The 26,895-nt window shown below is 66.7% G+C and carries 25 protein-coding genes and 1 tRNA gene; 6 read left to right on the top strand and 20 right to left on the bottom strand.

The features are described from left to right. Positions 1–22 precede the first annotated feature (22 nt). The 6 genes from lnt to P7F68_RS12745 form a co-directional block, all read right to left on the bottom strand. Positions 23–1,513 carry an apolipoprotein N-acyltransferase gene (lnt, locus tag P7F68_RS12720; protein ID WP_277833651.1) on the bottom strand — a complete coding sequence of 497 codons (1,491 nt, stop codon included), beginning with the start codon at positions 1,511–1,513 and terminating at the stop codon, positions 23–25. After that, positions 1,513–2,352 (bottom strand): HlyC/CorC family transporter, encoded by an 840-nt coding sequence (locus P7F68_RS12725; protein WP_051018563.1) that lies wholly within the window; start codon positions 2,350–2,352, stop codon positions 1,513–1,515. Before P7F68_RS12725 ends, lnt begins: the two co-directional genes overlap by 1 nt. 64 nt (positions 2,353–2,416) lie before the next feature. Then, entirely contained in the window at positions 2,417–3,226 is an 810-nt protein-coding gene (ybeY, locus tag P7F68_RS12730) for an rRNA maturation RNase YbeY (protein WP_277833623.1), read from the bottom strand. Beyond that, positions 3,207–4,232 (bottom strand): PhoH family protein, encoded by a 1,026-nt coding sequence (locus P7F68_RS12735; RefSeq protein WP_277833625.1) that lies wholly within the window; start codon positions 4,230–4,232, stop codon positions 3,207–3,209. The genes ybeY and P7F68_RS12735 overlap by 20 nt, the downstream gene beginning before the upstream one ends. After that, positions 4,233–5,597: a tRNA (N6-isopentenyl adenosine(37)-C2)-methylthiotransferase MiaB gene (miaB, locus tag P7F68_RS12740; RefSeq protein ID WP_002928454.1), complete on the bottom strand. Its 1,365-nt coding sequence runs from the start codon at positions 5,595–5,597 to the stop codon at positions 4,233–4,235. It abuts the gene before it with no gap. Between the two features lie 57 nt (positions 5,598–5,654). Then, on the bottom strand, positions 5,655–6,005 hold the full coding sequence (locus tag P7F68_RS12745; RefSeq protein WP_277833628.1) for a hypothetical protein: 351 nt from the start codon (positions 6,003–6,005) through the stop codon (positions 5,655–5,657). Between the two features lie 203 nt (positions 6,006–6,208). Here P7F68_RS12745 and P7F68_RS12750 point away from each other — a divergent pair. Further along, positions 6,209–6,285, top strand: a tRNA-Met gene (locus tag P7F68_RS12750). 125 nt (positions 6,286–6,410) lie between these two features. Here P7F68_RS12750 and P7F68_RS12755 read toward each other — a convergent pair. Further along, on the bottom strand, positions 6,411–8,042 hold the full coding sequence (locus P7F68_RS12755; protein ID WP_277833630.1) for a methyl-accepting chemotaxis protein: 1,632 nt from the start codon (positions 8,040–8,042) through the stop codon (positions 6,411–6,413). 210 nt (positions 8,043–8,252) lie between these two features. On the opposite strand from P7F68_RS12755, the gene P7F68_RS12760 reads away from it, so the two are divergent. Then, positions 8,253–9,284: a nucleoid-associated protein gene (locus P7F68_RS12760; RefSeq protein WP_002938554.1), complete on the top strand. Its 1,032-nt coding sequence runs from the start codon at positions 8,253–8,255 to the stop codon at positions 9,282–9,284. 21 nt (positions 9,285–9,305) lie between these two features. On the opposite strand, the gene P7F68_RS12765 is transcribed toward P7F68_RS12760, so the two are convergent. The 9 genes from P7F68_RS12765 to P7F68_RS12805 form a co-directional block, all read right to left on the bottom strand. After that, the gene (locus P7F68_RS12765; protein WP_277833632.1) at positions 9,306–11,318 is read right to left on the bottom strand and encodes a methyl-accepting chemotaxis protein; all 2,013 of its coding nucleotides are present in this window, start codon (positions 11,316–11,318) and stop codon (positions 9,306–9,308) included. A 262-nt stretch (positions 11,319–11,580) separates the two neighbouring features. Beyond that, positions 11,581–12,537, bottom strand: coding sequence for a D-2-hydroxyacid dehydrogenase (locus P7F68_RS12770; RefSeq protein WP_002930512.1), 957 nt, complete (start codon positions 12,535–12,537; stop codon positions 11,581–11,583). Positions 12,538–12,559: 22 nt separating this feature from the next. Beyond that, positions 12,560–14,539, bottom strand: a complete 1,980-nt coding sequence (tkt, locus tag P7F68_RS12775; protein WP_277833635.1) for a transketolase — start codon at positions 14,537–14,539, stop codon at positions 12,560–12,562. Between the two features lie 100 nt (positions 14,540–14,639). Next, positions 14,640–15,887: a TRAP transporter large permease gene (locus tag P7F68_RS12780; RefSeq protein ID WP_270069253.1), complete on the bottom strand. Its 1,248-nt coding sequence runs from the start codon at positions 15,885–15,887 to the stop codon at positions 14,640–14,642. Between the two features lie 8 nt (positions 15,888–15,895). Next, the gene (locus P7F68_RS12785) at positions 15,896–16,459 is read right to left on the bottom strand and encodes a TRAP transporter small permease (RefSeq protein WP_277833638.1); all 564 of its coding nucleotides are present in this window, start codon (positions 16,457–16,459) and stop codon (positions 15,896–15,898) included. Positions 16,460–16,461: 2 nt separating this feature from the next. Beyond that, positions 16,462–17,433 (bottom strand): TRAP transporter substrate-binding protein, encoded by a 972-nt coding sequence (locus P7F68_RS12790; RefSeq protein WP_002930504.1) that lies wholly within the window; start codon positions 17,431–17,433, stop codon positions 16,462–16,464. Between the two features lie 101 nt (positions 17,434–17,534). Continuing rightward, on the bottom strand, positions 17,535–18,299 hold the full coding sequence (locus P7F68_RS12795) for an SDR family NAD(P)-dependent oxidoreductase (protein ID WP_002930501.1): 765 nt from the start codon (positions 18,297–18,299) through the stop codon (positions 17,535–17,537). Between the two features lie 84 nt (positions 18,300–18,383). Beyond that, complete coding sequence (locus P7F68_RS12800; protein ID WP_002930499.1) at positions 18,384–19,385, bottom strand: transketolase family protein; 1,002 nt, start codon at positions 19,383–19,385, stop codon at positions 18,384–18,386. After that, positions 19,382–20,233 carry a transketolase gene (locus tag P7F68_RS12805; RefSeq protein ID WP_002930497.1) on the bottom strand — a complete coding sequence of 284 codons (852 nt, stop codon included), beginning with the start codon at positions 20,231–20,233 and terminating at the stop codon, positions 19,382–19,384. The genes P7F68_RS12800 and P7F68_RS12805 overlap by 4 nt, the downstream gene beginning before the upstream one ends. A 201-nt stretch (positions 20,234–20,434) precedes the next feature. Between P7F68_RS12805 and gcvA the strand changes: the two genes are divergently transcribed. Continuing rightward, entirely contained in the window at positions 20,435–21,334 is a 900-nt protein-coding gene (gene gcvA, locus P7F68_RS12810; protein WP_232431584.1) for a transcriptional regulator GcvA, read from the top strand. Between the two features lie 68 nt (positions 21,335–21,402). Here gcvA and P7F68_RS12815 read toward each other — a convergent pair whose 3' ends face one another. Beyond that, on the bottom strand, positions 21,403–22,065 hold the full coding sequence (locus tag P7F68_RS12815) for a PEP-CTERM sorting domain-containing protein (RefSeq protein WP_002938533.1): 663 nt from the start codon (positions 22,063–22,065) through the stop codon (positions 21,403–21,405). Between the two features lie 205 nt (positions 22,066–22,270). After that, entirely contained in the window at positions 22,271–22,960 is a 690-nt protein-coding gene (locus tag P7F68_RS12820) for a LysE family transporter (RefSeq protein WP_277833642.1), read from the bottom strand. A 149-nt stretch (positions 22,961–23,109) separates the two neighbouring features. Here P7F68_RS12820 and P7F68_RS12825 point away from each other — a divergent pair, with 149 nt between their 5' ends. After that, positions 23,110–23,955, top strand: coding sequence for an SIR2 family NAD-dependent protein deacylase (locus tag P7F68_RS12825; protein WP_002938531.1), 846 nt, complete (start codon positions 23,110–23,112; stop codon positions 23,953–23,955). A gap of 73 nt (positions 23,956–24,028) precedes the next feature. Here P7F68_RS12825 and P7F68_RS12830 read toward each other — a convergent pair whose 3' ends face one another. Together P7F68_RS12830 and P7F68_RS12835 are read right to left on the bottom strand one after the other, a co-directional pair. Then, a complete protein-coding gene (locus P7F68_RS12830; protein ID WP_232433277.1) occupies positions 24,029–24,463 on the bottom strand; it encodes a bacteriohemerythrin in 435 nt (144 codons plus the stop codon). 141 nt (positions 24,464–24,604) lie between these two features. Continuing rightward, the gene (locus P7F68_RS12835; protein ID WP_277833643.1) at positions 24,605–25,213 is read right to left on the bottom strand and encodes a DUF938 domain-containing protein; all 609 of its coding nucleotides are present in this window, start codon (positions 25,211–25,213) and stop codon (positions 24,605–24,607) included. A gap of 126 nt (positions 25,214–25,339) precedes the next feature. Here P7F68_RS12835 and P7F68_RS12840 point away from each other — a divergent pair, with 126 nt between their 5' ends. Then, positions 25,340–26,539, top strand: a complete 1,200-nt coding sequence (locus P7F68_RS12840; protein ID WP_002938497.1) for a CaiB/BaiF CoA transferase family protein — start codon at positions 25,340–25,342, stop codon at positions 26,537–26,539. Positions 26,540–26,591: 52 nt separating this feature from the next. Next, positions 26,592–26,895: enoyl-CoA hydratase-related protein (locus tag P7F68_RS12845; protein WP_277833645.1), on the top strand; the 304-nt coding region annotated here is incomplete at its 3' end.

Genomic DNA, 26,895 nt, shown 5'->3' on the forward strand with positions numbered 1-26,895 from the left:
GTCGCGGCGGGGGGTTATGCGCTCAAACCCTCCGGCGGGAAAGAGGGAGCGCGGCAATGACGAGGAGCGCGACAATCAGGGCAAGGCCATCGCCCCAGCGGGCGTAGGGGGTCATACCGTTGAAGCCCTGAACCTGCACGCGCAGCACGCCACGCTCGAACTCGGGCAGCACGCCGGCGACCCGGCCGTCGGGCTGGACCAACGCGGTCATGCCGGTGTTGGTCGCGCGCAGCATCGGCCGCCCGGTCTCGAGCGCGCGCACGCGCGCGATCTGCAGGTGCTGCGGCTGGGCAAGCGAATCGCCGTACCAGGCCAGATTGGAGAGGTTCAGCATCAGCGTGGCCTGTGGCAGGGCGCGGATCAGCTCCGCGCCGAACAGGTCCTCGTAGCAAATATTGATCGCCACCCGCTGCCCATCGATCAGCATGGGCGGCTGATCGGGCGCGCCACGAGTCTGGTCCGCCATGGGGATGTCGACCAGGCGGTAGAACCAGCCGAACAAGGGCGGCGAGTACTCACCGAACGGCACCAGGTGCTGCTTGGCGTAGTGCTGCTCCGGCGCGCGCCCCAGGCTCATCGCGGCGTTGTAGATCCGTCCCGCCTCGTCACGCCGGAATACGCCGAGCACAAGGTCTCCACCGGCCTCGCGTGCAAGCTGTGCGAGCACCGCCAGGTAGCCCGCAGGCAGGCGTTCGAGCAAGGTGGGCAAGGTGGTCTCAGGCAACACCGTGATCGCGGGAGGCGCCGGTCGGCCAAACTGCTCGCGTACGAGATCAAGGTTGACCTGCAGCACATCAGCGAAATGATCGGGATCCCACTTCAGGCTTTGGGCAAAGTTGGTCTGCACCAGCGCGACCTCGAGCGGCTCGCCAACGGGCTGCGTCCACGGCCGCCCCTGCAGGCCAGCCCCGGCGGCGAGCACCACGACCGCAGCCAACACGGCCCGCCAGGCACGCACAGCGCTGGCCGCGCTGGCGACAAGCGCCGCCAGGAAGGCAACGAGCCCGCCCACACCGTACACGCCGACCACCGCCAGCCAGCCGCCGAGCGGACTGGGCGGCGTCTGCGAATAGCCGATGGCCAGCCACGGGAAGCCGGTGAATACGACGCCGCGCAACCATTCCGCAAGCAGCCACAAGGCGCCGAACAACACGGCCTGGACCAGCCCGTGCGCCAAGCCCAGCCGCCGACGCAGGGCGACGAAGACGCCACCTGCCAGTGCGGGATAAAGCGCGAGGTAGGCACAGAACAGCGCAATGGCGAGCGCAGCGAGCGGGATCGGCATGCCGCCATAGCGCTCGAGCGCGACATACAGCCACGACACGCCACCGATGAATGCACCGAAACCCCAGGCAAAGCCGAGCGCGAAGCCCTGGCGCCAGCACCCGGCACGCCCGAGCAGCCAGGCCAGCACGGCCAGGCTCGCGAAGGCAAGCGGGAACAGCCCGAAGGGCGCAAACGCGAATACCGACGCGCCGCCCGCGAGCAACGCGGCAAGCAGGGCGACACGCATCACTCGGCGGCGGGCTCGGGCTGCGGCAGATGCTCGACGACCAGGGTGTAGACCCGCCGGCTGTCGGCGCGCAGTACCTGGATCTTCAGACCCTCGAGCTCCACGGCTTCACCGCGCTTGGGCAGACGCCCGAAGTGGCGTATGACGAGACCGCCAACGGTGTCGTATTCCTCGTCGCTGAAGTGGGTGGCGAACGCTTCGTTGAAGTCCTCGATCTCGGTCGTGGCCTTCACACGGTAGCGACCGCTGTGATCGAGGCGGATGCTGTCGCCGACCTCGTCGAAGTCGTACTCGTCCTCGATATCGCCGACGATCTGTTCGAGCACATCCTCGATGGTGACCAGCCCGGCCACGCCGCCGTACTCGTCGACCACGATCGCCATGTGGTTGCGCGACACGCGGAACTCGCGCAACAGCACGTTGAGGCGCTTGGACTCGGGCACGAACACGGCAGGACGCAACATGTCGCGCAGGTCGAATTCGCGCCCGGCGAAGTAGCGCAGCAGGTCCTTGGCAAGCAGAATGCCGGCGACATCATCCTTGCCATCACCAATGGCGGGGAAGCGCGAATGCGCGGTGTCGATGGCGAAATTGACGATCGCGTCGATCGGATCGTCCAGGTGCACGCAGTCCATCTGCGCGCGCGGAATCATCACGTCACGCACCTGCATGTCGGACATCTGCAGGGCGCCTTCGATGATGGAAAGGGCATCGGCGTCGATCAGGTTGCGATCGAAGGCCGCGTGCAATTGCGCGAGGAGTTCTTCGCGATCTTCCGGCTCGCGCGAGAGAAAGGCCGAAAGTCGCTCAAGTAACGACGGTTTAGGGGAACTGTCCATTTTTTGGGTCGGGGTCTCCACTCAAGCCCAGGGGTCGTGCAAGTCAGCCTCGCGCACACCGCGCTCAGGCATAGGGGTCTGCATAGCCCAGCCCGCGCAGGACGTCGGTTTCGAGCCGCTCCATCACCGCTGCCTCAGCCTCATTCTCGTGGTCATGGCCCTGCAGGTGGAGCATGCCATGCACGACCAAGTGCGCGAAGTGAGCTTCGGGCGTCTTGCCCTGCACCGCTGCCTCGCGCATCACCACCGGTACGCACAGCACGAGATCGCCCGCGAGCACGGCGCTGTTGTCCTGCGCCGGCAGCGACAGATCCTCACCGTCAGCATAGGCGAAGGTGAGCACATTGGTAGCGTAGTCCCTGCCGCGGTAGGCACGGTTGAGCTCGCGCCCCTCCTCTTCGCCGACCAGGCGCACGGTAACCTCGGCATCCCGCTGCAGCGCGGCCTGCGCCCAGCGCCGGATGTGGTTCTTCTTGGGGGCGTTGGCCTTGTCCTCGCCCTCCACCGCCTTCTGCACGGACAGCCGGAGCGCCGGCGGGCGGGCGTGCTCGGGCAACCCGGGCACATCGACGAAGCTCATGTCATGATGCACGTCGACACGCAAGGTGAGCAGATTGCAGGCGCCGGGCTGCAGCGACAGCATCGGCACCGCGGCCGCGTCGTCGGCATCGGCCTCGATCTCGAGATCGCCCCAGGCGCGCTCGGGGAAAGCGAGCACCAGCTTGCGGCCATCGCCAAAGTCGATCTCGAGCCGCTCCGCCTTCAAGCGCGTGGCCTTGCCTTCGGCGTCGATGGCGACGAGCTTCGGCTTGCCTGCTGTCGCCGCGATCCCCTTGTCCTGCCCTGCGTCCTGCTTACTCCCCGTCTTCGGCATCCTGTGATTCCTTGTCCTGCTGTTGTTGGGCGCGTGCCGCCACCCTGGCCTGCTCGATACGCGCACTTTCGCGGTCGTAAGCATCCACGATGCGTGCGACAAGCGGATGACGCACCACGTCTTCCTTGGCGAACTCGGTGAATGCGATGCCGCGCACGTCCGCCAGCACCTTGCGCGCCTCCTTGAGGCCGCTGCGCTGGCCGCGCGCCAGGTCGACCTGGGTGAGGTCGCCGGTCACCACCGCCTTGGCACCGAAGCCGATGCGGGTAAGGAACATCTTCATCTGCTCGGGCGTGGTGTTCTGCGCCTCATCGAGGATGATGAAGGCGTTGTTGAGCGTGCGCCCGCGCATGAAGGCGAGCGGCGCGATCTCGATCAGGCTGCGCTCGAAGAGCTTGCCGACGCGGTCGAATCCCATCAGGTCGTAGAGCGCGTCGTAGAGCGGGCGCAGGTAGGGGTCGACCTTCTGCGCCAGATCGCCGGGCAGGAAACCCAGGCGCTCGCCGGCTTCGACCGCCGGGCGGGTGAGGATGATGCGCTCGACCAGGTCGCGCTCGAAGGCGTCCACCGCACTCGCTACCGCAAGATAGGTCTTGCCGGTACCGGCCGGGCCGATACCGAAGGTGATGTCGAACTCCTGGATGTTCTTCAGGTATTCCACCTGGCGCGGGGTGCGGCCGTGCAGTTCGGTGCGCCGCGTCATCAGCACGGGGGCGGGCTGCAGCGGATCGGCGCCGGCGCCACGGCTGCCGATCTCGATCAGGCCGAGCTGCACATCGTCGAGCGACAGGTCCTTGTCGGCGCGCTCGTAGAACTGCTTGAGCGCCATCTCGCCGCGCAGCACCTGGCTGGGGTGGCCGTTGAGGGTGAAGTGCTCGCCGCGCCGGCTGACCGTGATGTCGAAGGCGTTCTCGATCTGGCGCAGGTTCTCGTCCAGCACGCCGCACAAGCGGGCCAGCCGGGGGTTGTCCACCGGCTCGAAGAAGACTTCCAGGGTTTTCGCCATTCAGGATTCCCGAACGATGATCTCGCCGCGCAGGCTATGCGGCAGCGCAGCAGTGATGCGCACATCAATGAACTGGCCGATCAGGCGGTCACGATTGGGCGAATCGGAAGGGAAGTTGACCACGCGGTTATTGTCGCTGCGGCCCATCATCTCGACCTCGGCGTTCTTCTTCGCCGCACCCTCGACCAGAATGCGCTGCACCGTGCCGACCATGGCCTCGCTGTTGGCCTGGTACTGCTCGTCGATGCGCTTCTGCAGGCGGGCCAGCCAGGCGAGCTTGGACTCCTGCGGCACGGGGTCTTCGAGGTCGGCCGCCGGCGTGCCGGGACGGGCGCTGTAGACGAAGCTGAAGGAGCCGTCGAAGCCGATATCGTCGATCAGCTTCATGGTCTTGTCGAAGTCCTCTTCGGTTTCGCCCGGAAAGCCGACGATGAAGTCCGAGGTCAGCGACAGGTCCGGCCGTGCCGCGCGCAGCTTGCGCACGACGGACTTGAACTCGATCACCGAGTAGCCACGCTTCATTGCCGCCAGCACGCGGTCCGAGCCCGACTGCACCGGCAGATGAAGCTGCGACACCAGCTTGGGGATCTTCGCGTAGCAGTCGATCAGGCGCTGCGTCATCTCGCGCGGATGCGAGGTGGTATAGCGGATGCGCTCGATGCCGGGGATCTCGGCCACGCATTCGAGCAGGAAGGCGAAATCACCAACGTCGGCGCCGTCCTCGCCATCCTCGCGCGTCAGCACGCCGCGCCAGGCGTTGACGTTCTGGCCGAGCAGGGTCACCTCCTTGACGCCCTGAGCGGCCAGGCCGGCGATCTCGGCCAGCACATCCTCGAGCGGGCGCGACACCTCGTCGCCTCGGGTGTAGGGCACGACGCAGAAGGTGCAGTACTTGGAACAGCCCTCCATGATCGACACGAAGGCGCTCGCGCCCTCGACACGTGCCGGCGGCATGGCGTCGAACTTCTCGATCTCGGGGAAGGAGATATCCACCTGCGAGCGCCCGGTCTGCTTGCGCGCCTCGATGAGCTTGGGCAGACGGTGCAGGGTCTGCGGCCCGAACACCACGTCCACATAAGGCGCGCGCTTGACGATGGCCTCGCCTTCCTGGCTGGCCACGCAGCCGCCCACGCCGATGATCAGCCCCGGCTTCTGCTGCTTGAGCAAGCGCACGCGGCCGAGGTCGTGGAACACCCGCTCCTGCGCCTTCTCGCGCACCGAACAGGTGTTGAAGAGGATCACATCGGCCTCTTCCGGGTTATCGGTCTTGACCAGTTCTTCGTGGGCGCCGAGCACGTCCGCCATCTTGTCGGAGTCGTACTCGTTCATCTGGCACCCGAAGGTGCGGATGTAGAGCTTTTTCATGATGAGAGGGAAATCACTGCGGGGCGGGATGCGAGCGGCGCGAACATCGCGGGCCGCTCAGCGTGTGGGCGCGGACGCCGCGACCTCTTGCGGGGTGAGGACCCACACCCGGTGCACCTGGCCGTTGTTGTCGAGCAGCATCCGCACGATGTATTCCCCACCGATGTGCGAGGGGAGCACGATTCGGTTGTGAATGTCGCGGATCTGCGCACCGGGACTCAGCAGCAGCACCGCCTCAACGTCCTTGCCATTGACCTTGCCCTTCACCTGGACCTTGCCAGGCTGGGCGAACGCCATCTTCACCAGGAACGCAGCCTCGGGAATGTTGCGCGGTAGCGCCGCAGACACCAGGCCGGGCAATACACCGAGCACCAGGAACAGCAGGGCAGGAAGAGATAACGGGCGCAAGGACAGACCGGAACGAGCCGGAACCGAAAAGGACAGGCGTCGAATGATCCCCGATCCCCCCTGCCCTGTCAATGCAAAAGCCTTATAAATCAAGACTTCGATGAGACCCTGACGCCACCGCCCCGACAACACCCCCGGACACGCCAAGCCATCAAACCTGTTGACGCCTACTCACCTGAACCGCTATATTCGCGAGCTCGGTTGGTGATGTAGCTCAGACGGTTAGAGCGACGGATTCATAACCCGTAGGTCGGCGGTTCGATTCCGCCCATCACCACCAAAAAATTCAGGGGCTTGCAGCGATGCAAGCCCCTTTGCTTTTCTGCCGGGTCTTGTCGAAACCGGCTGGTGTGAGTGTGGTCTGTGCGCCGTTCGGCCCGAACCCACCAGCCCAGCCGCCGCGGCTCAAACCTTGAAGCGCTCGACCTGACGCCGCATCTGCGCCGCAACGCCTTCCATTTCCTGTGCGGCCACCACGATGCTGCTTGTGGCGCTGCTGCTCTGCTCTGCCCGCAGCGCGATGTCCTCGACCCGCCGCGCCACCTCGGACGAGGCCGTTGCCTGCTCACGCAAAGCCAGGTCGAGTTCGGAGACGATGCCCGCCACCTCGCCCGAGAGTTCATGCAGGCGGCCGATCGTGCCGCCGGTCTCGACTGCCTCCGCGCTGCTGCGCCTGACGACCTGGACTCCGCGCTCGATCCCGGCAACGGCCTCCTTCGTCCCTGCCTGGACGGATGCCACCATGCCGGTGATCTCCTCGGTGGACGTGGCGGTACGTTCGGCGAGCTTGCGCACCTCATCGGCCACCACCGCAAAGCCCCGCCCCTGCTCGCCGGCCCGCGCCGCCTCGATCGCAGCATTGAGCGCCAGCAGGTTGGTCTGCTCGGCGATCTCGCGGATCACGGCGACGATATGGGAAATCTTCGCGGATTGCGCCTCCAGACCGGTGATGCGAGTCGCCGCATCACCCACCACCTGCTCGACTTCGCGCATGCCCGCAACCAACCGCTCCATCGACTGCTTGCCGGCCGTCGCGCCTGCGCCTGACTCCGCTGCTACGCGGCTCGCATCGCTGGTGCGATCGGACACATGCGAGATCGAAACAGTCAGCTCCTCGACATTGGCTGCGATGCTGCTGGCCGCCTGGCTCTGCGCCGAGGCGCCTTCGCTGACCTGACGTGAGGCCTCGAGCAGGCTCGTTGCCGAGTCACCCACCTGCCCCGCACCGTCACGGCTGAGCGCGATGGTCTCGCGTAGCGAGGACTGCATGTCGCGCATCGCGCGTACCAGGTCGCCGATCTCGTCGGCGCTCGGCTCGGGCAGGGCTGCGCGCAGGTCGCCCGCAGCGATCTGCTGAGTGCCGCTGACCGCCGCGCGCAAGCGACCACTCATACGCCCGGCAAACACCAGGGTGAGGGTGATGGCGACCGCCAGACCAATCGCGGCGGCGGAAAGCCCGCCAATGAATGCCGCCCGCACCTCGGTCGCCACCTCGCCCACATTGCCTTCGGCCGCAGCGCGGTTGTAAGCGACCAGTTCGGCGACGGCATCGCGCGCCGCATCCGCACGCTGCACCCACACCGTTCGGCGCAGCGTGTCAGCCCCATTGCGATCACCGCGCGCGAGCAGGTCCCGGGCCTGCTGCACCACCTCGTGGTAGCCCAGCACACTGCGCTCAACCGCATCGAGCAGCGCACGCTCACGCTCTGAAATCTGGCGCGTCCGATAGCCGGCAATCTCCTTCATGAAACCCTGGTGCAGTTGGTCGAGCGAGGCCGTCATGCGCTCCGTCTCCGCTGCACCGGTCGCCATCATGAACTCGAGGCTGCGCACGCGGTAGCGCAGACGCCACTCGCCCATTGCCCCCGCAGCCTGCAAGCCCGGCAGGTCGTGCTGCCCGATGGTATCCACCTCGCGCTCGATCAGACGTACTTCGTAGAGCGCGAAGGCGATTGCAAACAACAGGACACCACAGGAAAGACCGGAAAGCAGGAACAGCTTGCCACGCAGGCTGAGGTTGTCGAGGGCATTCATCATGTATGTCTCCGGGGATGCGACCTCACATGAGCAAGGCCTTGTTCATGTATTCATCGGTCCCGGCAAGCATAACTTTAGTCGTATCCAAACGCTGACTGCACAGCCATCGGAACGCAGCGGGTCAGCACGAGCCCTCAGGACGTCACCGGGCCCTGCGCAGGCTCCGCACATGCGAGAATTCGGCCCCGCCCTACCGCGAGCCCCACCCGCATGCGCCCCCTCGAGCACACCGTCACCCACCTGATCATCCACACCCTGGAAAAGGCCCCCGGCTCGCCGGCTCGCCTGATCCTGCGCGAAGGACCATGCACGCTCGACGCTGCCGCGCTGCGGCTTGCAGAACGCCTGTGCAGCCAGTACGACAGCCGCTCGGCCAAGGGCTTCGGCCGCTTCGAGGAGGATGAGGAAAGCTACCCGCTGGCACGCTGGCTGCGCGAACACCTCGTCGATGAGACGCTCGACTTCGCAGGCCTGTCTCGCGCCTTCGCCGAGCGCGTGCAGGCGCTCACCGACGCGGAGGAGCTTGAAGAAGGCGGCCAGCTGGTCATGGCACGCATCCGCGAAGGGGGCGCCAACGGAGGCGGCACGGACTGCCTGTGGCTGGCGCTGATTGGTGAGGCCGAAGGCGTACGCATCGGCGGTGCGCTCGAAGCGCTCGACTGCTGCCACCTCGACTTCACCGCCCTGCATGCGGCCGGGCGCATCGACCTGTCGGGCTGGCGACGCGGTGACGAGCGCTATATCGGCTTCCTGCGCGGGCGCGGCAAAGGCGGCATGTGGTTCAAGAACGCACTCGGATGCAGCGACGTCATGGTCGCACTGCAGGAGACCAAGAAGCTGGTCGCCACGCTCGACCGCTTCGTCGACACCGAGGGCCTTGCCCCCGCCACCCGCGATGCCGTGCTCGAGCGCGCCCACGACTACCTCGACACCCTGGGCGAGGCAGGCGCCCCGGTGGTGTTCGAAGAGCTCGCGCGCGAGGTCTTTCCCGAACAGCCCGCTCGGCTCGACGCCCTGCTGCGTGCCGAGGAGACCAGGATCGCCCCCGGCTTCGTTCCCAACCGCCGCGCCATCCGCCCGCTGGTGCGCTTCAGCGCCAGCGGCGACAACTGGAAGCTCGAGTTCGAGCGCAGCGGCCTGCACTCGGGCGCAGTACATTACGACCGCGCCACCGACACCCTGGTCCTGTCGGGCCTGCCCGACTACCTCAAGCGCATGCTCGACGAGGCGCCCGAGGACTGACGCGCCCGGACTGCCCCGCGATCAACGCATGCGTTCGTATGCGTGCTCACCCGGCTGCACCTTGAACCAGCCTACGGTCTCGCGCAACTTGCCGGCGAGCGCGTCGAGATGTCGCGCAGTCTCGGCCGCATTGCTCGCGGCAGCCGTGTTCTCCTCGGTCATCTGCGCGATGTGCTCGATGCGCCGGGCGATCTCCTGAACTGCGGCATCCTGTTCGCGCACCGCGTCGGCGATGTTGCGCACCGACGTCGTGACCCGCCCGGTATCGGCGCTGGCGGCATCGAGCGCACCGGTGGAAGCCACCACGCGGGTGCGCGTCGACCCGGCTTTGTCGTTTGCCTTCTGCATGTGCGCCACTGCGGCATCGACCTGGCCCTGGATGCCACCGATGAGGCCGGATATGACGTTGGTTGCCGCGGAGGTGTTCTCCGCCAGCTTGCGCACCTCGTCGGCGACAACGGCGAAACCGCGCCCCTGCTCGCCCGCTCGCGCCGCCTCGATCGCGGCATTGAGCGCCAGCAGGTTGGTCTGGTCGGCAATATCCTTGATGGTGCGCACGATGCCGTCGATCTGGCGCGAACTCTCGGCCAGTCGCACGATGTCGCCGCTGGCGGCGTCGATCATGCCGGCCAGGCTATCGACGTTGTCCGCAGTCTCGCGCACCGCAGCCAGCGTGGCTTCGATATCGGCACGCGCCTGCACTGCAGTCGCGTCCGCCACGCGGGCATTGCTGGCCGTCTCGGAAATGCTCACCGCAGTCTGCTGCACGCTGGCGACGACAGCTGACGCCGCCTCCGACTGCGCATCCGAGCCCTTCTCCACCTGAGCCCCTGCAGCCGACATGGACTGTGCGGCCGCAGCAATGGCATCGGCCGACTGCCGGGTCTCGCCGATCAGGGCGGCAATACGCGCCATCATGCGGTCGAACGCGGCCGCGGTACGCCCCACTTCATCCCGCCCGGAGAGGCCCGCGCGCAGGCTGCAGTCGCCGCTCGTCTCGACCCGCACGAGAACATCCTGCAAGGTGGCGAGCGGGCGGGTGATGGAGCGGATGATCACCATGCCGAACACCAGCGTCAGTGCGATCGCGAGCGTACCGAGCAGCGCCGCCACGAACATGGCCCTTTGCGCCTCTTCCGCCTGCTCACCGGCCCAGGCCAGCAGATCGCCGCTGACCCGCTGCTCGACGGTGAGCATGGCGTCGATCCGGGCGGTGGTGGTCGAGAACCATGTCTCCGGCGTCACGCCGAAACCCTCCGCAGAATCATGCAATCTGGCACGCAAGGCCTCCACCGCGGTCTCGGGCTGGCCGCTGACCGCCTGGAGGTAGGCCTGCCAGTGAATGGGCTCCGCCAGCGATGACAGGGCCGAAACGAACGCAAGCTGCTTGCCGATGCGCTCGTTCAAGCCGCGGTACTGTGCGCGTTCGATTCGGTCGGCGGTAAACACCGGCACCATCGTCGCGCGCTCCTGGCCCGCATACTCCTTGGCGTGCAACAGCATCTCCAGGGCAGCCAGGCGCTTTGCCGCGCCGCCATCGGCAACCGCTGAGCTGGCCACATTCACCGTCTTGAGCAGGGTGGCGATGGTGCTGGTATAGAACGCGCTCGACTCCGCCGCCGCGATCCCGAGACGATCGGCGCCGGCGCGCGTATCGCGCAACTGCGCCAGGCTCTGCCGGGCCGCCTGCGCCGCCACGCTCAGCGCCTGGGCGGCACCCGCTTCGGCCGCGAGTTCGGCAAAGGCCTGCTCCACCCCCTGGACGGCCTGGTCCGTGTTGGCGCGATAGCCTGGCAGCACATCTGCAAAGCGCTTGCCGCCGCTTTGCAGATAGCCTGCCGTCGCGCCGCGCTCGATCTGCAGGTAATGCGCAGCAGCCCCCGCCTTCACCGCAAGCGCCACGGTGCGCTCGGTATCGAGCGCCGTACGCCACAGCGCATGGTTCGCCAGCATGCTGGAGACGACAAAGCCAGCCACGATGAGCAAAGGCAGAATCAGTACCGCCAAAAGCCGTTCACGAATGCCGATGTTCATGGCCCCTCCCGGGCATGCGTCACGCGAAAGAAAAAAGCTCGCGATTGTCGCCACCGGCAGTACGGGCAATCTATACGGAATGTCAAATCCAGACGCTGCAGCGCAAAAATCACACACCGCATGCGGCGCTACAGACTCACCGGCTTCAGGCATGTCGCCGCCTTCAACCCCTCGCGGCTGGCGCCGCTCCTACGACGACCCCACGCACAGCTGTTCGCTGTAGGAGCGGCGCGAGCCGCGAGCTTTTCGTCGGAGGCCCCCTTTACTGCAGCAGGTTGCGCGGCGAGCCGGCGACGAAGTGCTCGATGTTGTCGATGAGCTGGTCAGCCAAGGCCTGCTGGGCCTCGTCCGAGGCCCAGGCCACATGCGGCGTCAGGATGACGTTGGGGCGCGCGGCAATGCGCATCATCGGGCTGTCGGCCGCCGGCGGCTCGCCGTCGGCGACGTCGAAGCCCGCGCCGGCGATCAGGCCTTCGTCGAGCGCCTGTACCAGCGCGGCCTCGTCCACCAGGCCGCCGCGCCCGGTGTTGATGATGAGCGGACGCCGCACCATGGCGCGGAACTCGGGCATCGCGATCATGCCGCGCGTCTGCGGCGTGAGCGGGCAATGCAGGGTAATGATGTCGCTGGTCGCCAGCATTTCATCCCAGGGCGTGTACAGGCTGCCGGCACCGGTCCTGCCCTTGCGTGCTGCGAACAGCGGCACCATGCCGAAGGCGCGCGCGATGTCGGCCACGCGCTGGCCCAGCACGCCTTCACCGATGATGCCCAGGCGGGCGCCGCGCAGGTCGTGGATGGCATGGTTGAAGAAGCAGAACTGGCCCGAGCGCTGCCACTCGCCCGCGAGCACGTCGTCGCGGTAGGCGACCAGGTTGCGGCGCAGCGCCAGCATCAGCGCGAAGGTGTGCTCGGGGACGGTATTGACCGCATAGCCGCGGATGTTCGCCACCGCAATGCCACGCTGCTGGCAGTAGGCCTTGTCGACACAATCGGTGCCGGTGGCGGCGACCGCAATCAGTCGCAGCGCAGGCAGTTGCGCCAGCACTGCGGCGGACAGCGGCACCTTGTTGGTAATCGCGATGCTGGCGCCGGCCAGGCGCTCGACGATCTGATCGGGCGCGGTCCTGTCGTAGACGACCAGCTCGTGCGCGAACGCGGGGCTGCGCAGGCGGATCTGCGGCGCGATGGTCTCGCGGTCGAGGAAGACGATCTTGTGCATGTGGACTCTTGTCTCCAGGGGGTCAGAGGTAGCGCTTTGCTTCGGCAACGATGTTAGCCGGGGTGATGCCGAAGTGTGCGTAGAGCTGCTCGTAAGGGCCGGACGCACCGAAGCCAGCCATGCCGACAAAGCCGCCGCGCGGCCCCAGCCAGGCGTCCCAGCCGAAGCGCATCGCCGCCTCGACGCCGACGCGTACGCAGCCCTCGCCCAGCACGGCACTGCGGTAGCCTGCATCCTGGGCCTCGAAGAGCTCCCAGCACGGCATCGACACCACCGCGGTAGGGATACCCTCGGCCTGCAGCAGCCGGCGCGCCTCGACCGCCAACTGCACCTCGGATCCGGTTGCGAGCAGGGTCACGGCACGCGCGCCGCCTTCGGCTTCGGCCAGCACATAGGCGCCGCGGCGCGACCGGTTGTCCGCGCTGTGCGTGGTGCGCAGCGTGGGCAAGGCCTGGCGGGCGAAGATCAGGCTGGCCGGCGTGCGCCGGAGTTCCAGCGCGACCTCCCAGCATTCGGCCGCCTCCACGGCGTCGGCCGGGCGCATCACCAGCATGTTGGGCATGGCACGCAGCGAGGCGAGGATTTCCACTGGCTGGTGGGTGGGGCCGTTCTTGCCGACGCCGATCGAGTCGTGGCTGAACACGAACTTGACCGGCAGGCCCATCAGCGCCGCCATGCGCATGGCCGGGCGTTCGTAGTCGGAGAAGGCAAGATAGGTGACTGCAAGCGGGATGGCGCCGCCATGCGCGGCGATACCGTTGGCCATCGCACCCATCAGGTGCTCGCGCACGCCGCAGTGCACGTACGCGCCGCCGCGGTCCTCGGCGGTGAAGGCGGCAAGGCCGCGCTTGTGGGAGGTGGGGGCCTCCAGGTCGGCGCAGCCGACGATGCGCTCGGGCAGCACGCCCACCAGCAGGTCGTTGATCTCGGCCGAGGCGAAGATGCCGGGCTTGGGCTCGGTATCGGCAGCGGCCTTGCGACGGTAGTCGGTCAGTACCTCGCGCCAGCCGGTGGGCAGTTCGCCGGCCTGCACGCGCTCGAACTCGGCGCGCTCGGCAGCCGGCAGTGCGGCCAGGCGCGTCTGCCAGGCACTGTAGTCGGCAGCGCTGCGGCGGCCTGCGGCACGCCAGGCACCAAGGATGTCGGCCGGGATCTCGAACGGCGCGTGCGGCCAGCCCAGCAGCTCACGCGTGGCCTGTGCGTCCTCGGGGTACAGGCGCGCGCTGTGGCCGGCACGCTGGCCCTGCACGCGCGGGATGCCGCGGCCGATCACGGTGCGGCAGGCGATCAGCGAGGGGCGCGGATCCTGCCTGGCCAGCGTGATCGCGGCCGACACGGCATCGATGTCGTGGCCATCGACTTCGACCACGTGCCAGTCGGCGACGCGGAAGCGCGCCGCCACATCCTCGCTGATCGACAAGTCGGTGCTGCCATCGTCGGTAATCTTGTTGTCGTCCCAGAACAGGATCAGCTTGCCGAGCTTCAGATGGCCGGCGAGCGAGATCATCTCCTGACCGAGGCCTTCCTGAAGGCAACCGTCGCCAACGAAGGCCCAGGTGCAGTGGTCGACCAGGCCGGCGCCGAAGCGCGCATTCAGATAGGCCTCGGCTACCGCCATGCCGAAGGCGTTGGCGATGCCCTGGCCGAGCGGACCCGTGGTGACCTCGATGCCGCAGGCGGGCTCGAACTCAGGGTGACCGGCACAATGCGAGCCCAGCTCGCGGAAGGACTTGACCTGTTCGAGGCTGATCTTGTCGTAGCCGGTGAGGTGCAGCAGCGAGTACAACAGCATCGATCCATGGCCGTTCGACAGCACGAAGCGGTCACGGTCGGGCCAGGTGGGGTCGGCCGGGTTGAACTTGAGGTGACGGGTGAACAGCGCGGTGGCGATCTCCGCCATGCCCAGCGGCACGCCCTGGTGGCCCTCGGCGGCGTGGACGATGGTATCGAGCGACAGAAAGCGGATGGCGTTGGCGAGTTGGCGAGGTTCTACGGCATGCATGGCAAGGGTTCTCCCTTGCCTCCCCCTGTGAGGGGGGAGGCAATAGCGGGGTGGTTACGGGGGCGGGGTGGGCTGGCGGGGCGCGACGCCACGCGCGGGATCAGTACAGCGTGAAGGCGGGCACGAAGGAGATCAGTAACAACACCGTGATCGCGACCAGGTAGAAGGGCCACAGCTCGCGCACCACGGCCCCCACCTTCTGACGCGAGATGGCGGCAGAGATGAACAGCGTGGTCCCGACCGGCGGGGTGAACAGGCCGATGCTCAGGTTCACCGCCATCATGATGCCGAGCTGCACCAGGTCGAGACCGATCGCATTGCCGATGGCGACGAAGGTCGGCCCCAGAAGCAGGATCGCAGCCGGCAGATCGAGGAACATGCCTACCGTGACCATGATGAGGTTGAGCATCAGGATCACCATCCACGGCGACTTCAGCGTCTCGACGGTCCATTCGGCCACGGCGGTCGGCACCGCCTCGACGGTCAGCACGAACCCCACCAGGTTGGACGCCGCGATCACCAGCATCACCACGCCGGTCGTGACGGCGGTGTGCACCAGCGCGTCGTAGAGCCGCTTGAAGCTCAGGTCGCGATACACCAGGGCGCTCACCATCAGGCCGTAGAACACCGCCAGCACGCTCACCTCGGTGGGTGTGGCGATCCCGGCCCGCAGCAGGATGACGATGAAAGCCGGCATCGCCAGCGCCGGTGCGGCAGACACCGTGGCACGCAGCACGCCCTTCCAGGTCACCCCCTCGGCCAGGCGCTTGAAGCCGCGCAGGCGTCCCGAGAAGTAGCACACCAGCATGAAACCGCCGCACAGCATCAGCCCGGGAAGAATGCCGGCAAGAAAGAGCGCGGCGATCGACTGGTTGGACACGGCTGCATACAGGATGAGCGGAATCGAAGGCGGGATGAGGCCGGCGATGACCGACGACGACGCCGTGGCCGCCGCGGCGAAGGCCGGGGGATAGCCTTCGCGCTTCTGCCACGGGATGAGCATCGAACCCAGCGCCGAGGCTTCGGCCACGGCCGAGCCCGACACCCCGCCGAACACCGTCGAACCCACCACCGTCACCTGCCCCAGCCCGCCATGGAAGCGGCCGACCAGCTTGGTGGCGAAGTCGATCAGGCGCTTGCCCAGCGTGCCGCCCATCATCAGGTTGCCCGACAGCATGAAGAAGGGAATGGCCAGCAGCGGGAAGCTCTGCGTGGGCTGGAAGATCTTCACCACCGCGGCCACGCTCGGCATGCCGCCGGCAGTCACCGCAGCCAGGCCGGAGCTGATCACCAGCGCGTAACCGACCGGCAGGGCCAGCACCAGCAGCGCGCTGAATACAAGAAGCATCACGACAGTCATACGTCCTCCTCGATGTGGTGGGCGCGGACGGAGAACGGATCGTTCGCGATCAGCAGCCGGACCAAGGTGCTCAGCGCCGTGATGCCGAGGCCGACGAAGCCGACGATCATCGCCATGTAGGCCCAGCGGGCCGAGATACCGGTCACCGGGTACACCTCGCTGCCGGTGATCTCGATGACATCGAGGCCGACCCAGGCAAGATAGAAGAAGGCCGCGGCGACAAGCACCTGATGGCCGACCATCAGCATGCGGTTGGCACCGCGCCCGAGCCAGCCGTGGATGGCGGTGACGGCAATGTGCTGGCCACGCTGGGCGGCGAGCACGATGCCGCCCATGACCAGCCAGGGGAACAGGATGTTGGGCATCTCGGTCGGCCAGCCCATGCCCTGGTTGGTGAAGTAGCGGACGATCACTTCGGCCATCAGGGATACGAACATGACGACCAGAGCACTGATCGCGACCGCCACACCGGCGGCCACGATCGCAGCGTCCACCCACTTCACCACCCGGGCCGGGACACTGCTCGAGGTCGCGGCGGGGGAAGTGGCGTGGGTCGACATCTTTACTTACCCGCTTCCGAGACGATCAGCTTGACCAGGTCGGGGAACTGCGCCGCCCACTTGTCGTAGACCGGCTGGGTCTTGGCGACGAAGGGAGCCTGGTCGACCTCGTTGATCTGCACGCCGGCTGCGGCCAGCTTCTCGCGCAACTCGGTATCGGCCGCCAGCGACAGCTCGCGGTTCAGCTTGCCGGCCTCGACGGCAGCCTCCTTGATCGCCTGCTGGTCGGCCTTGGACAGCCCGGCCCAGATCATCCGGCTGGCCAGCACCGGCGTGGTCTCGTACTTGTGGCCGGTGAGCGAGATGTACTTCTGCACCTCATGGAGCTTGGACGCGTAGACGTTCATCAACGGGTTCTCCTGGCCGTCGAATACGCCCTGCTGCAGCGCGATGTACAGCTCGGAGAAGGCCAGCGGGCCGGGGTTGGCGCCGAGCGCCCTGAAGATGTCCAGGGTCATCGTGTCGGGCGGCGTACGCAGCTTGATGCCCTGCAGGTCGTCCGGCGTGGTGATCGGGCGCTTGTTGTTGCTGGTGTGGCGGATACCGTTATCCCACAACGCGAGCAGCACCAGGCCCTTGCCGTTGGCAGCCTCGTCGAGCTTGGCGCCGACCGGGCCATCGACCACGCGGTAGGCGTGGTTGAGGTCGCGGAACAGGAAGGGCAGTCCGATCAGGTTGAATTCCGGCACCACGCCCGCAGTGGCCCCCTGCGAATTGGCGCTGAAAGCCAGTGTACCCAGACGCATGTTGGTGATCGACTCGACGTCGTCGCCGAACTGCGCGCTGCCGCCCACCTCGACCTTCACCCGGCCGGCGGTCTTGGTCTCGACCAGCTCGGCGAACTTGAGCGCTGCTTCGGAGCGCGGGTTGCCCGGCGCCGCGCCATGCGCCATACGCAGCACCTGTTGCGCCCAGCTGGTGGAAGCGCCCATGGCCAGGGTGGCGACGAGTGCGATCAGGGTCTTCTTCATCATGGTGGTCTCCTTCTCTTGCCTTGTGTGGACCGGGCTGCCGCGGCGGCGCCCGGCTACTGCAGCGATGCGAAAGCGGGCCCGGCCGGCGCCGGGCCGGGGGGTCAGCCGTGGATCAGCATGCCGCCGTTCACGTCCAGGGTGATGCCGGTGCAGTACTTGGACAGGTCGCTCGCCAGGAAGACGATGCAACCGCCCACATCGCTGGGTTCGCCGATACGGCCCAGCGGGATGCCGTCGAGAATCGCCGCGCGCTTGTCCTCGGGGATCTTGCCCTTGTTGATGTCGGTGGCGATCAGGCCCGGAGTGATGCAGTTGACGCGGATGTTGTCGGCGCCGAACTCGCGCGCCATGGCCTTGGCCAGGCCGAGCACGCCCGCCTTAGCGGCCGAGTAGTGCGGGCCGCCGAGGATACCGCCACCGCGCTGTGCCGACACCGACGAAATGCACACGATCGAGCCGCTCTTCTGCGCCTGCATGGTCGGGATGACCGCCTGCGACATGAACAGCGTGCCGCGCAGACTGACGTCGAGCACGGCATCGTAGTCGGCCGAGGTGATGTCGAGCGTCTTGCGCGGCTGGGTGATGCCGGCGTTGTTTACCAGCACGTCGATACGACCCAGGCGCTTGACGATTTCGGCGGCGGCCGCATCGCAAGCCGCCTTGTCGGTGACGTTGGCCACCAGGCCGATGTGCTGCGGACCGAGTTCGGCTGCAGCCGCCGCCGGGTTGGCCTGCTCCAGGTCGAGCAGGGCGATGCGCGCACCTTGCGCGGCCAGCATGCGGGCAGTGGCGAAGCCCAGGCCGTTGAGGCCGGCACCGCCGGTGATGACGGCAACCTTGCCGTCAAGAAGAAGGGATTGGGACATGGACGGATCCTGTTCAGAGCGGCGCCCTTGAGGGCGCCCGGTTTCGAGGGAGGGAGCGAAGGGGGGAAGAAAGGAAGCGACCGTTCAGCCGATCCAGCGCTTGATCGTGGCCGACATCGCCTCGGTGGAGATACCGTAGCGGTCGTGCAGCGTGGGCAGCGCGCCAGCATCGAGGAAGGCGTCGGGCAGCGCGATCTGGCGGAACTGCGGCGTCACGCCTGCGGTCAGCAGCGCTGTCGCGACCGCCTCACCCAGGCCGCCGACCGAGGTATGGTTCTCGGCCACCACCACCAGGCGGCCGGAGCGGCCGGCCTCGCGCAGGATGGTCGCGGTGTCGAGCGGCTTGATCGTCGGCACGTGCAGCACGCCGACGTCGACCTTGTCCGCCTCCAGCGCCTTGGCGACTTCCAGCGCACGCATGGTCAGGATGCCGGACGAGATCACCAGCACATCCCTGCCGTCGCGCAGCAGCTTGGCCTTGCCGAGCTCGAAGCTGTAGTCGTACTCGTCGAGCACCAATGGCACATTGCCGCGCAGCAGGCGCATATAGACCGGGCCGTTGTGGGCAGCGATCTGGGGCACGGCCTGCTCGATGTCGAGGGCGTCGCAAGGGTCGATGATGGTCATGCCGGGAATGCCGCGCATCAGCGCGATGTCCTCGGTCGCCTGGTGGCTGGGGCCGTAGCCGGTGGTGAGGCCGGGCAGCGCGCAGCACATCTTGACGTTGAGGTTCTCCTCGGCGATCACCTGGTGCACGAAGTCGAAGGCGCGACGGGTGCCGAATACCGCGTACGTGGTGGCGAAGGGCACGAAGCCCTCCTTGGCCATGCCGCCCGCCGAGGCCATCAGCAGCTGCTCGGCCATGCCCATCTGGAAGAAGCGCTCGGGGCAGGCCTGGGCGAACAGGTGGAGGTCGGTGTACTTGGCGAGGTCGGCGGTAAGGCCGACGATGTCCCGGCGCTGCATGGCCAGTTCGACGAGGGCCTTGCCGAACGGGGCAGCCTTGACGCGCTGGCCCTCGGAGGCGATCGAGGCAATCATCGCCGAGGTTGTCAGGCGCGGCTTCTTGGCGGTGGTGGTACTCATCGTGCAGCTCCCTGGGCTTGGTCGAGGATGTCGATGGCCTGCTGCCATTCGGGCGGATCGACACGGATGAAGTGGTTCTTCTCGCGAGTCTCGAGGAAGGGCACCCCCTTGCCCATCAGGGTGTCGAAGAGGATCACCCGCGGCCTGGCTTCGGTCAGCCTGCGTGCGGTGTCGAAGGCAGCGATCACGGCAGCCAGGTCGTTGCCATCGACACGCTGCACATGCCAGCCGAAGGATGCCCACTTGTCGGCGAGGGGCTCGAAGCCCATCACCTTGGTCGAGGGGCCGTCGGCCTGTTGGTTGTTGATGTCGACCAGGCAGATCAGGTTGGAGAGGCCGTGATGGGCTGCACCCATCGCTGCTTCCCAGGTCGAACCCTCGTCGAGCTCGCCGTCCGACATCGAGTTGTAAACAAAAGCGGGATTGCCCTTCAGGCGCAGGCCCAGCGCCATGCCCACAGCGATCGGCAGCCCCTGGCCAAGAGAGCCACCCGACATCTCCATGCCCGGCGTGTAGGTCGCCATGCCCGACATCGGCAGCCGGCTGTCATCGCTGCCATAGGTCTCGAGCTCGTCCTCGGGGATGATCCTGGCCTCGATCAGCGCGGCGTAGAAGGCGATGGCGTAGTGACCATGCGACAGCAGGAAGCGATCACGGCCCTCCCACTCCGGGTCGTCGGCACGGAAGTTCATCGCATGGCAGTAGGCCGTCGCCAGCACGTCGGCGTAACCCAGCGCCTGGCCGACATAGCCCTGGCCCTGCACCTCGCCCATCCGCAACGCAAAGCGGCGGATGCGGTAGGCGCTTTCGGCGACCCGGGCGTAGTCCTCGGTAAGACTTGTTTGCACGCAGTTCTCCTTGACTTGAACCCGGCAACGCAGGGGCGCCAGGCAGATTCGTTTCGCTCGGCCAGAGACCCATCGCCCCGGCCCTGCCGGCAGCCAATGAAGGGCGTCCAGCGAGTGAGGGAAAGCTTATTCGCTTGATTTATCGGCCTCAAACGAATATTTATGGGCCTATAGATGAATTGATCTCATGTGAATGCCGCGATGCACAATCGAATTTCCCTCAAGGCCATTCAGGCATTCGAGGCCGCCGCGCGGCTGTCCTCCTTCGCGCTTGCAGCAGACGAACTCTTCGTCACGCCGTCTGCAATAAGCCATCAGGTCAAGCAGCTGGAAGAGCAGTTCGGCGTTCAGCTCTTTCATCGCGTACATCGGGCGGTGGTGCTAACGGACGCCGGGCGGCGCTATGCCGAAGAGGTGTCGGCAGCTTTCTCGCGCATTGAGTTGGCAACTCGCGAACTGGGACGGACGGAAAAGATCGACATCCTGACGGTGCACTCCACCCCCAGCTTTGCCACCCAGTGGCTGATGCCGCGGCTGGCTCGCTTCAGCTCGCTGAACCCGGACGTCGACGTGCGGCTCAACGCATCGACCGACGCGGTCGACCTCGTCTCGGGAGCGGTCGACATCGACATCCGCTACGGCATGCGCCGCCTGCAGCCGGCAGGCACCATGGTGCTGAGCTTCCCCGCCGAGACCATCGTGCCGCTGTGTGCGCCCGCGCTGCTCGAGGGCGAACACCCCATCCGCAGCCCCGAGGACCTCGCCCTCCACACGCTGATCCATAGCGAGGTCTGCCTGGTGAGCTGGCGCGACTGGATGCGCCAGCACCGCAAAGTCAAGCTCGACATCTCACGCGGCCTGCGCTTTGACCGCTCGTTCATGGCCATCAGCGCTGCAGTGGACGGTTTGGGCGTGTGCCTGGAGAGCCTGCTGCTGGTGCAACGCGAACTGGAAACCGGCCGCCTCGTCGCACCCTTTGGCCTGGCTGGCCCCAAGGTGCAGGGCTACACCTTCAACCTGCTCAAGTCGCGCGCCGAGCTGCCCAAGATCCGCAGCTTCCAGGAATGGCTCTTCGATGAATTGGACGCCCCACGGCGCTGAAGCCAGCCAACGCCTTTCGGGGCTGCAGCGGAGACGCGCGGGCGAGCGCGCCCCCGCCGGCTAAGGCATCAGACGTTCAGGGGTGCCGGACGCCTGCGCATCGCACCCAATCCGAGCACGCCAATCGCAAGGCATGCGAGCGTGCCGGGCTCGGGCACAGTCGAAACGCCAACCGCCCGCGCAACCAAGGTGAAGTCGAACCTGCTGGGGAAGAAGTCGCCCACGTAGTCCGTACCTGTCATCGACAAGGTCGTACCATTGAATGTACCGGCATAGCTGCCGAAGGCCCCCATCGACCAGCAGCCCCCGGTAGACGGAAACCATGTGCACGGATTCTCGTTGGCCACGAAATCCTCGCCCGAGAGCACGGCGAAGTAAGTCGGGAAGTCAAACCCGAGTGCAGACGCACCACCACTCTCGATCACCGGCGTCTCAAAGCGGATCTGCTGCCGCTCATAGCCGTCGGGCGGAAAGAGGGATGTGGTCACGAACACGGTCTCCTGCTGGAGCTTGAAGCTGCCGGAGAGCGCGAAGGTCTGCGGCGGCGGCAAGACACCGCAGTTGCCGTCCGGGTCGCAGAGCGGAAAGCCCCCCGGACTGTAAGTGACCGAACTCTGACTCGCGTCGATCTCGAGCACGAGGGCGTGCGCCAGGGTGGGCATCGCCCCGAGCGTGACCGTGGTGAGCACGGACGCAACGGCGACCCGTGCGGTGCTGGGCAGGAGGTTCATGTGTGCAAGGCCTCTCATGAAATTAGCATCGAATGACACCGAATCCACCCCCTCGGGTGAAGCACGGCGCGACGACACATAATGCAAATTTCATTCCCGGCGCATCTGCACGACACATGCCTTTGTATTAAATGAATTATGGATAAGCTGAAACCATAACCATGGCATGGGATGTAAATAAATCCGACACCCACCCCTCCAGCCGTTAAGGCCCCGGTGCCGCATGCCCGGCGCGCCGGACGGTCGCCAGCAGCAGTGCCGCCGCCACGAACAGGCCGCCGAAACTGCGGTTGAGCAGACGCTGCTGATGCGGCTCGCGCAGCAGGCGCAGCACGCGCGCGGCGAGGCCGGTATAGCCTGCCATGACGACCAGGTCGACCGTGATCATGGTGGCTGCGAGGATCAGGTATTGCGCCAGCAGCGGACGCGCCGGGTCGAGGAACTGCGGCAACACCGCGAGGATGAACACGATCGCCTTCGGATTGCTGGCATTGACGATGAAGCCTCTCATCACCAGCGGCCATGGCCGCCCATGAGCGGCATCGCCCGACTCGACCGCCACCGCCGCGGGCGGTGCCACCCACTGCTTCCAGCCCAGGTACACCAGATAGGCGACGCCGAACCACTTGATGACCGAGAAGGCAAGCTCGGACGCAGCCAGCACCGCCCCCAAGCCAGTGGCGACAATGCCGATCTGGAGCACCAGCGCAAGCTGCAGCCCAAGGGCATTCCAGTAACCGCGGCGGAAGCCGTAGTTCAGGCCGGAAGACATTGACGCCACGGCGCCCGCGCCAGGGCTGAGGCTGATGACCCAGCAGGCAACGAGGAAGGAGATCCAGGTATCGAGCAGCATCGGGAAGGTATCCAGGCAGTTGCAGCGCACACAAGCCGCCATGTTAATCCGCCTCTGCGCCGATGCATGGCCCTGTGTGCGTTACAGGCAGATGAATCGCCACAGCCATGCGGCAACCAGGCCACGGCGCATGCGCCTGCCTGCCCCGGCGCCCACCGCAAGCCCCACAATGGCGCCTCGTGGAGAAAACGATGGAAACAGACTGGACAGAGGAGTTCTCCCGCTGCGCGGACCTGATCGCGCAGGCAGACGGCCTGCTGATCACCGCTGGCGCGGGGCTGGGGGTCGACTCAGGCCTACCGGATTTTCGCGGCAGCGGCGGATTGTGGCGCGCCTACCCGGCGCTTGGCCGCGCTCGCCTGCAGTTCGCCGAGATCGCAAACCCGGCCGCCTTCCGCACCCACCCACGGCTGGCCTGGGGCTTCTACGGCCACCGCTTGCGGCTATACCGACAAACCACACCGGGGCCCGCCTTCGGCATCCTGAAGTCGATCGCAAGCCAACTGCCTGCTGGCGCCCGCATCTTCACCAGCAACGTCGACGGCCACTTCCAGAAGGCGGGTTTCGACCCACGGCACATCGTCGAGTGCCACGGCTCGATTCATCACCTGCAATGCATGACAGGCTGCCGGGGCAAGGTGTGGCCGGCCGACGACTTCGAGCCCGAGGTTGACGAGGCAGCCTGCCTGCTCCTCAACGCGGCTCCCGTCTGCCCCTGGTGCAAGGGCCTTGCGCGACCGAACATCCTGATGTTCGGCGACGCCGACTGGATCGACACCCGGACGCAGCACCAATACGCTCGCTACGCCAGCTGGCGCAGCTCACTCGACCGGCTGCTGGTGATCGAGATCGGCGCAGGCACGGCCGTGCCATCCGTACGCCTGTTCGGCGAACAACAGGGAACACCCCTCATCCGCATCAACCCCGACGATGCTTCGACCGCCGCCGACCGCGGCGTATCCCTGCCGATGAGCGGGATCGCCGCCCTGCGCGGAATCGAGGCCGCGCTGCGGACGCGGGGTTTCCTGGCGGACTGACCGCAACGCACCAGCCCCCCGCCACAGCGTCACCGCGCCATCCGAGTGCCGAAGACCCGCACCGCGCGGCGTGTCAGAACACCTTGGATTTCTTGAACAACGGCACGAGCTGCATGTCGGATTTCATCACATGGTCCACCAACCAGTGGCGCAGGAAGTTGGTGAGCTCCTGGCTTCGGTCGCGCAGTCCTTCCGGACCGACGGCTGGATCGTCGAGCAAAACCTCGATGCTGTTGACCAGCACATCAAGCTCGCGCAGCAGTTGGCGATGCGCCTGCCTGTGCTCGTCGAACTGGATGTAGCCCCAGGCGATCTGGATGCGCTCCTCGCGCTCGAAGTGCCCCGCCGCATACCGCCTGAGCTCCTCGAGCGCCATCTCGATATGCGGCCGGTTCTCTGGAAAGCGCAATACGAGCTCGACGGTGTTGATCAGCAGGATCAGATAACGATGGTCGGCGTCGATCTCGTCGTGGCCGATGGCCATTTGTGGACGCCAGAAGATGGGCATGATGCGTTGCCTTTGGATCACATGAAGGAGCGCAGCAGCGGATGCAGGGATCCGAGTGCAGGGGCCGCATGATGACAGCCTCGCGCCCAACCCGAAAGCGGCGAACAGGCAGCGCCCCCGCGGCTCGTGGCCCCCGCCCCCTCAACCACGGCGAAACACAAGGCTGAAATTGTTGGCTGGCATGTCGACCACCTCGGCCAACCGAAACCCGCAGCGCAGGGCCTCGGACTCAACCGCCTCGAGGTCGCGCACGGCAAAGCGTGGATCGACGCTGCGCAGCCATCCGTCGAAGTCGGCGTTGCTCGGCGCGGTGTGGGCGCCGCCGCGGCGATAGGGACCATAGCAGTACACGACCCCGCCCGCAGGCAAGACCGCGGCAGCCGCGGCAAACAATGCGGGCGTGCTTTCCCAGGGCGAGTAATGCAGGACGTTGATCGCCACGACGGCGTCCGCGGCGTCGACTGGCCAGGGCATGGTGGCCAGGTCGAAGCACAGGGGTGGCAACAGGTTGGCCAGCGCACTGTGGCCTCGCCAGTCCGCGATCGACGCCAGGGCTGCAGGATCGGCCTCGCTCGGCTGCCAGCGCAGCGCGGGCAGATGGCGGGCGAAATGCACGGCGTGCTCGCCCGTGCCGCTGCCGAGTTCGAGCACCAGCCCCTCGGCCGGCAACACGCGTTGCAGCACGGCGAGGATGGGGTTGGCGTTGCGGGCGACTGAGGGTGAATACTGACGGCGGTCGAAGGTCGGCATGGGGCGCGGCGGGTCATGATGAGGGGAGCGCCGATTATCGCCCGCCGGGCACCTGCTGACAGATTCACTGACGCTGGCGCCAAGGCGGGGATAATGACGCACTTGCCTCCACTGTCCAGCTCCGCCATGACCACCCCCACCAGACCCCTCGCCGGCCTCAAGGTCGTCGAACTCGGCTCCCTCATCGCCGGCCCCTTCGCCGCCCGCATCATGGGAGAGTTCGGCGCCGAGGTGATCAAGATCGAATCGCCCGACGGTGGCGACCCGCTGCGCAAATGGCGCAAGCTCTACGAGGGCACCTCGCTGTGGTGGTACCTGCAGTCGCGCAACAAGAAGTCGGTGACCGCCAACCTCAAGCACCCGGACGGGCTCGAAGTGGTGCGCCGACTGGTGGCCGAGGCCGACATCGTGGTCGAGAACTTCCGCCCTGGCGTACTCGAGAAGCTGGGCCTGGGCTGGGAGACGCTCTCGGCACTCAACCCCGGGCTGGTCATGCTGCGCCTGTCGGGCTTCGGCCAGAGCGGGCCGATGGCTCAGCAGCCGGGCTTCGGCGCGATCGGCGAGTCGATGGGCGGGCTGCGCTACGTCACCGGCTTCCCCGACCGCCCCCCGGTGAAGACGGGGATCTCGATCGGCGATTCGATCGCCGCGCTGTGGGGCGTGATCGGCACGCTGATGGCGCTGCGCCACAAGGAGATGAATGGTGGCAAGGGCCAGGTGGTGGACGTGGCGCTCTACGAGGCCGTGTTCGCGATGATGGAATCGCTGGTGCCCGAGTTCGACGTGTTCGGCTTCGTGCGCGAGCGCACCGGTAACATCATGCCGGGCATCACTCCGTCCAACACCCACACCACGCGCGACGGCCGCCACATCACCATCGGCGCCAATGGCGACGCCATCTTCCGCCGTCTGATGCTGGCCATGGGCCGCAGCGACCTCGCCGACGACCCAACGCTTGCCGACAACGCCGGGCGCGACGCCCGCCGCGACGAGCTCTATGCGCTCATCGACGCCTGGGTGGCAGGCCACGACGAAGCCGACGCCCTCGCCGCCCTGGCCGCGGCCGAGGTGCCTGCTTCGCGCATCTTCTCGGTGACCGACATGTTCGCCGATCCGCAATTCCTCGCCCGCGAGATGCTGCAGAGCGTCAAGCTGCCCGACGGCCGCGACTGCCGCATGCCCGGCGTGGTGCCCAAGCTGTCGGCGACACCCGGTCGCTGCGAATGGGTCGGCCCTGCCCTCGGCGAGCACACCGACGCCGTGCTGCAGACCATCGGTTACGATGCGGCTGCGATCGCTGCGCTGCGGCGCGACGGCGCGATCTGAACGGCACCCGGAGTGCTGCACCACCGGGCCTCACTACAACCAAGGAGTATCGATGCAATACGCGAACATCCTGTTCTCGGTCGAGCAAGGCGTCGCCCGCCTGACACTCAACCGCCCCGACAAGCTCAACAGCTTCACCGGCGACATGCATGCCGAACTGCGTGACGCACTGGACCGCGTGCACGCCGACCATGCCGCGCGCGTGCTGGTGCTGAGCGGCGCCGGGCGGGCCTTCTGCGCCGGCCAGGACCTCGCCGACCCCGACATGGCCACGCAGCCCGACGGCCGCCTACCCGACATCGGCGACGTCGTCGACAAGAACTACAAGCCGCTGGTGCTGCGCCTGCAGAACCTGC

Origin of the sequence: Thauera mechernichensis (assembly GCF_029588855.1) — a bacterium.
Taxonomy (GTDB): Bacteria; Pseudomonadota; Gammaproteobacteria; order Burkholderiales; family Rhodocyclaceae; genus Thauera; species Thauera mechernichensis.

Coding starts and splice junctions, on each gene's coding strand:
- lnt (WP_277833651.1), bottom strand. CDS start 1,513: ATGCGTGTCGCCCTGCTTGCCGCGTTGCTCGCGGGCGGCGCGTCGGTA.
- P7F68_RS12725 (WP_051018563.1), bottom strand. CDS start 2,352: ATGGACAGTTCCCCTAAACCGTCGTTACTTGAGCGACTTTCGGCCTTT.
- ybeY (WP_277833623.1), bottom strand. CDS start 3,226: ATGCCGAAGACGGGGAGTAAGCAGGACGCAGGGCAGGACAAGGGGATC.
- P7F68_RS12735 (WP_277833625.1), bottom strand. CDS start 4,232: ATGGCGAAAACCCTGGAAGTCTTCTTCGAGCCGGTGGACAACCCCCGG.
- miaB (WP_002928454.1), bottom strand. CDS start 5,597: ATGAAAAAGCTCTACATCCGCACCTTCGGGTGCCAGATGAACGAGTAC.
- P7F68_RS12755 (WP_277833630.1), bottom strand. CDS start 8,042: ATGATGAATGCCCTCGACAACCTCAGCCTGCGTGGCAAGCTGTTCCTG.
- P7F68_RS12760 (WP_002938554.1), top strand. CDS start 8,253: ATGCGCCCCCTCGAGCACACCGTCACCCACCTGATCATCCACACCCTG.
- P7F68_RS12765 (WP_277833632.1), bottom strand. CDS start 11,318: ATGAACATCGGCATTCGTGAACGGCTTTTGGCGGTACTGATTCTGCCT.
- P7F68_RS12770 (WP_002930512.1), bottom strand. CDS start 12,537: ATGCACAAGATCGTCTTCCTCGACCGCGAGACCATCGCGCCGCAGATC.
- tkt (WP_277833635.1), bottom strand. CDS start 14,539: ATGCATGCCGTAGAACCTCGCCAACTCGCCAACGCCATCCGCTTTCTG.
- P7F68_RS12780 (WP_270069253.1), bottom strand. CDS start 15,887: ATGCTTCTTGTATTCAGCGCGCTGCTGGTGCTGGCCCTGCCGGTCGGT.
- P7F68_RS12785 (WP_277833638.1), bottom strand. CDS start 16,459: ATGTCGACCCACGCCACTTCCCCCGCCGCGACCTCGAGCAGTGTCCCG.
- P7F68_RS12790 (WP_002930504.1), bottom strand. CDS start 17,433: ATGATGAAGAAGACCCTGATCGCACTCGTCGCCACCCTGGCCATGGGC.
- P7F68_RS12795 (WP_002930501.1), bottom strand. CDS start 18,299: ATGTCCCAATCCCTTCTTCTTGACGGCAAGGTTGCCGTCATCACCGGC.
- P7F68_RS12800 (WP_002930499.1), bottom strand. CDS start 19,385: ATGAGTACCACCACCGCCAAGAAGCCGCGCCTGACAACCTCGGCGATG.
- gcvA (WP_232431584.1), top strand. CDS start 20,435: ATGCACAATCGAATTTCCCTCAAGGCCATTCAGGCATTCGAGGCCGCC.
- P7F68_RS12815 (WP_002938533.1), bottom strand. CDS start 22,065: ATGAACCTCCTGCCCAGCACCGCACGGGTCGCCGTTGCGTCCGTGCTC.
- P7F68_RS12820 (WP_277833642.1), bottom strand. CDS start 22,960: ATGGCGGCTTGTGTGCGCTGCAACTGCCTGGATACCTTCCCGATGCTG.
- P7F68_RS12825 (WP_002938531.1), top strand. CDS start 23,110: ATGGAAACAGACTGGACAGAGGAGTTCTCCCGCTGCGCGGACCTGATC.
- P7F68_RS12830 (WP_232433277.1), bottom strand. CDS start 24,463: ATGCCCATCTTCTGGCGTCCACAAATGGCCATCGGCCACGACGAGATC.
- P7F68_RS12835 (WP_277833643.1), bottom strand. CDS start 25,213: ATGCCGACCTTCGACCGCCGTCAGTATTCACCCTCAGTCGCCCGCAAC.
- P7F68_RS12840 (WP_002938497.1), top strand. CDS start 25,340: ATGACCACCCCCACCAGACCCCTCGCCGGCCTCAAGGTCGTCGAACTC.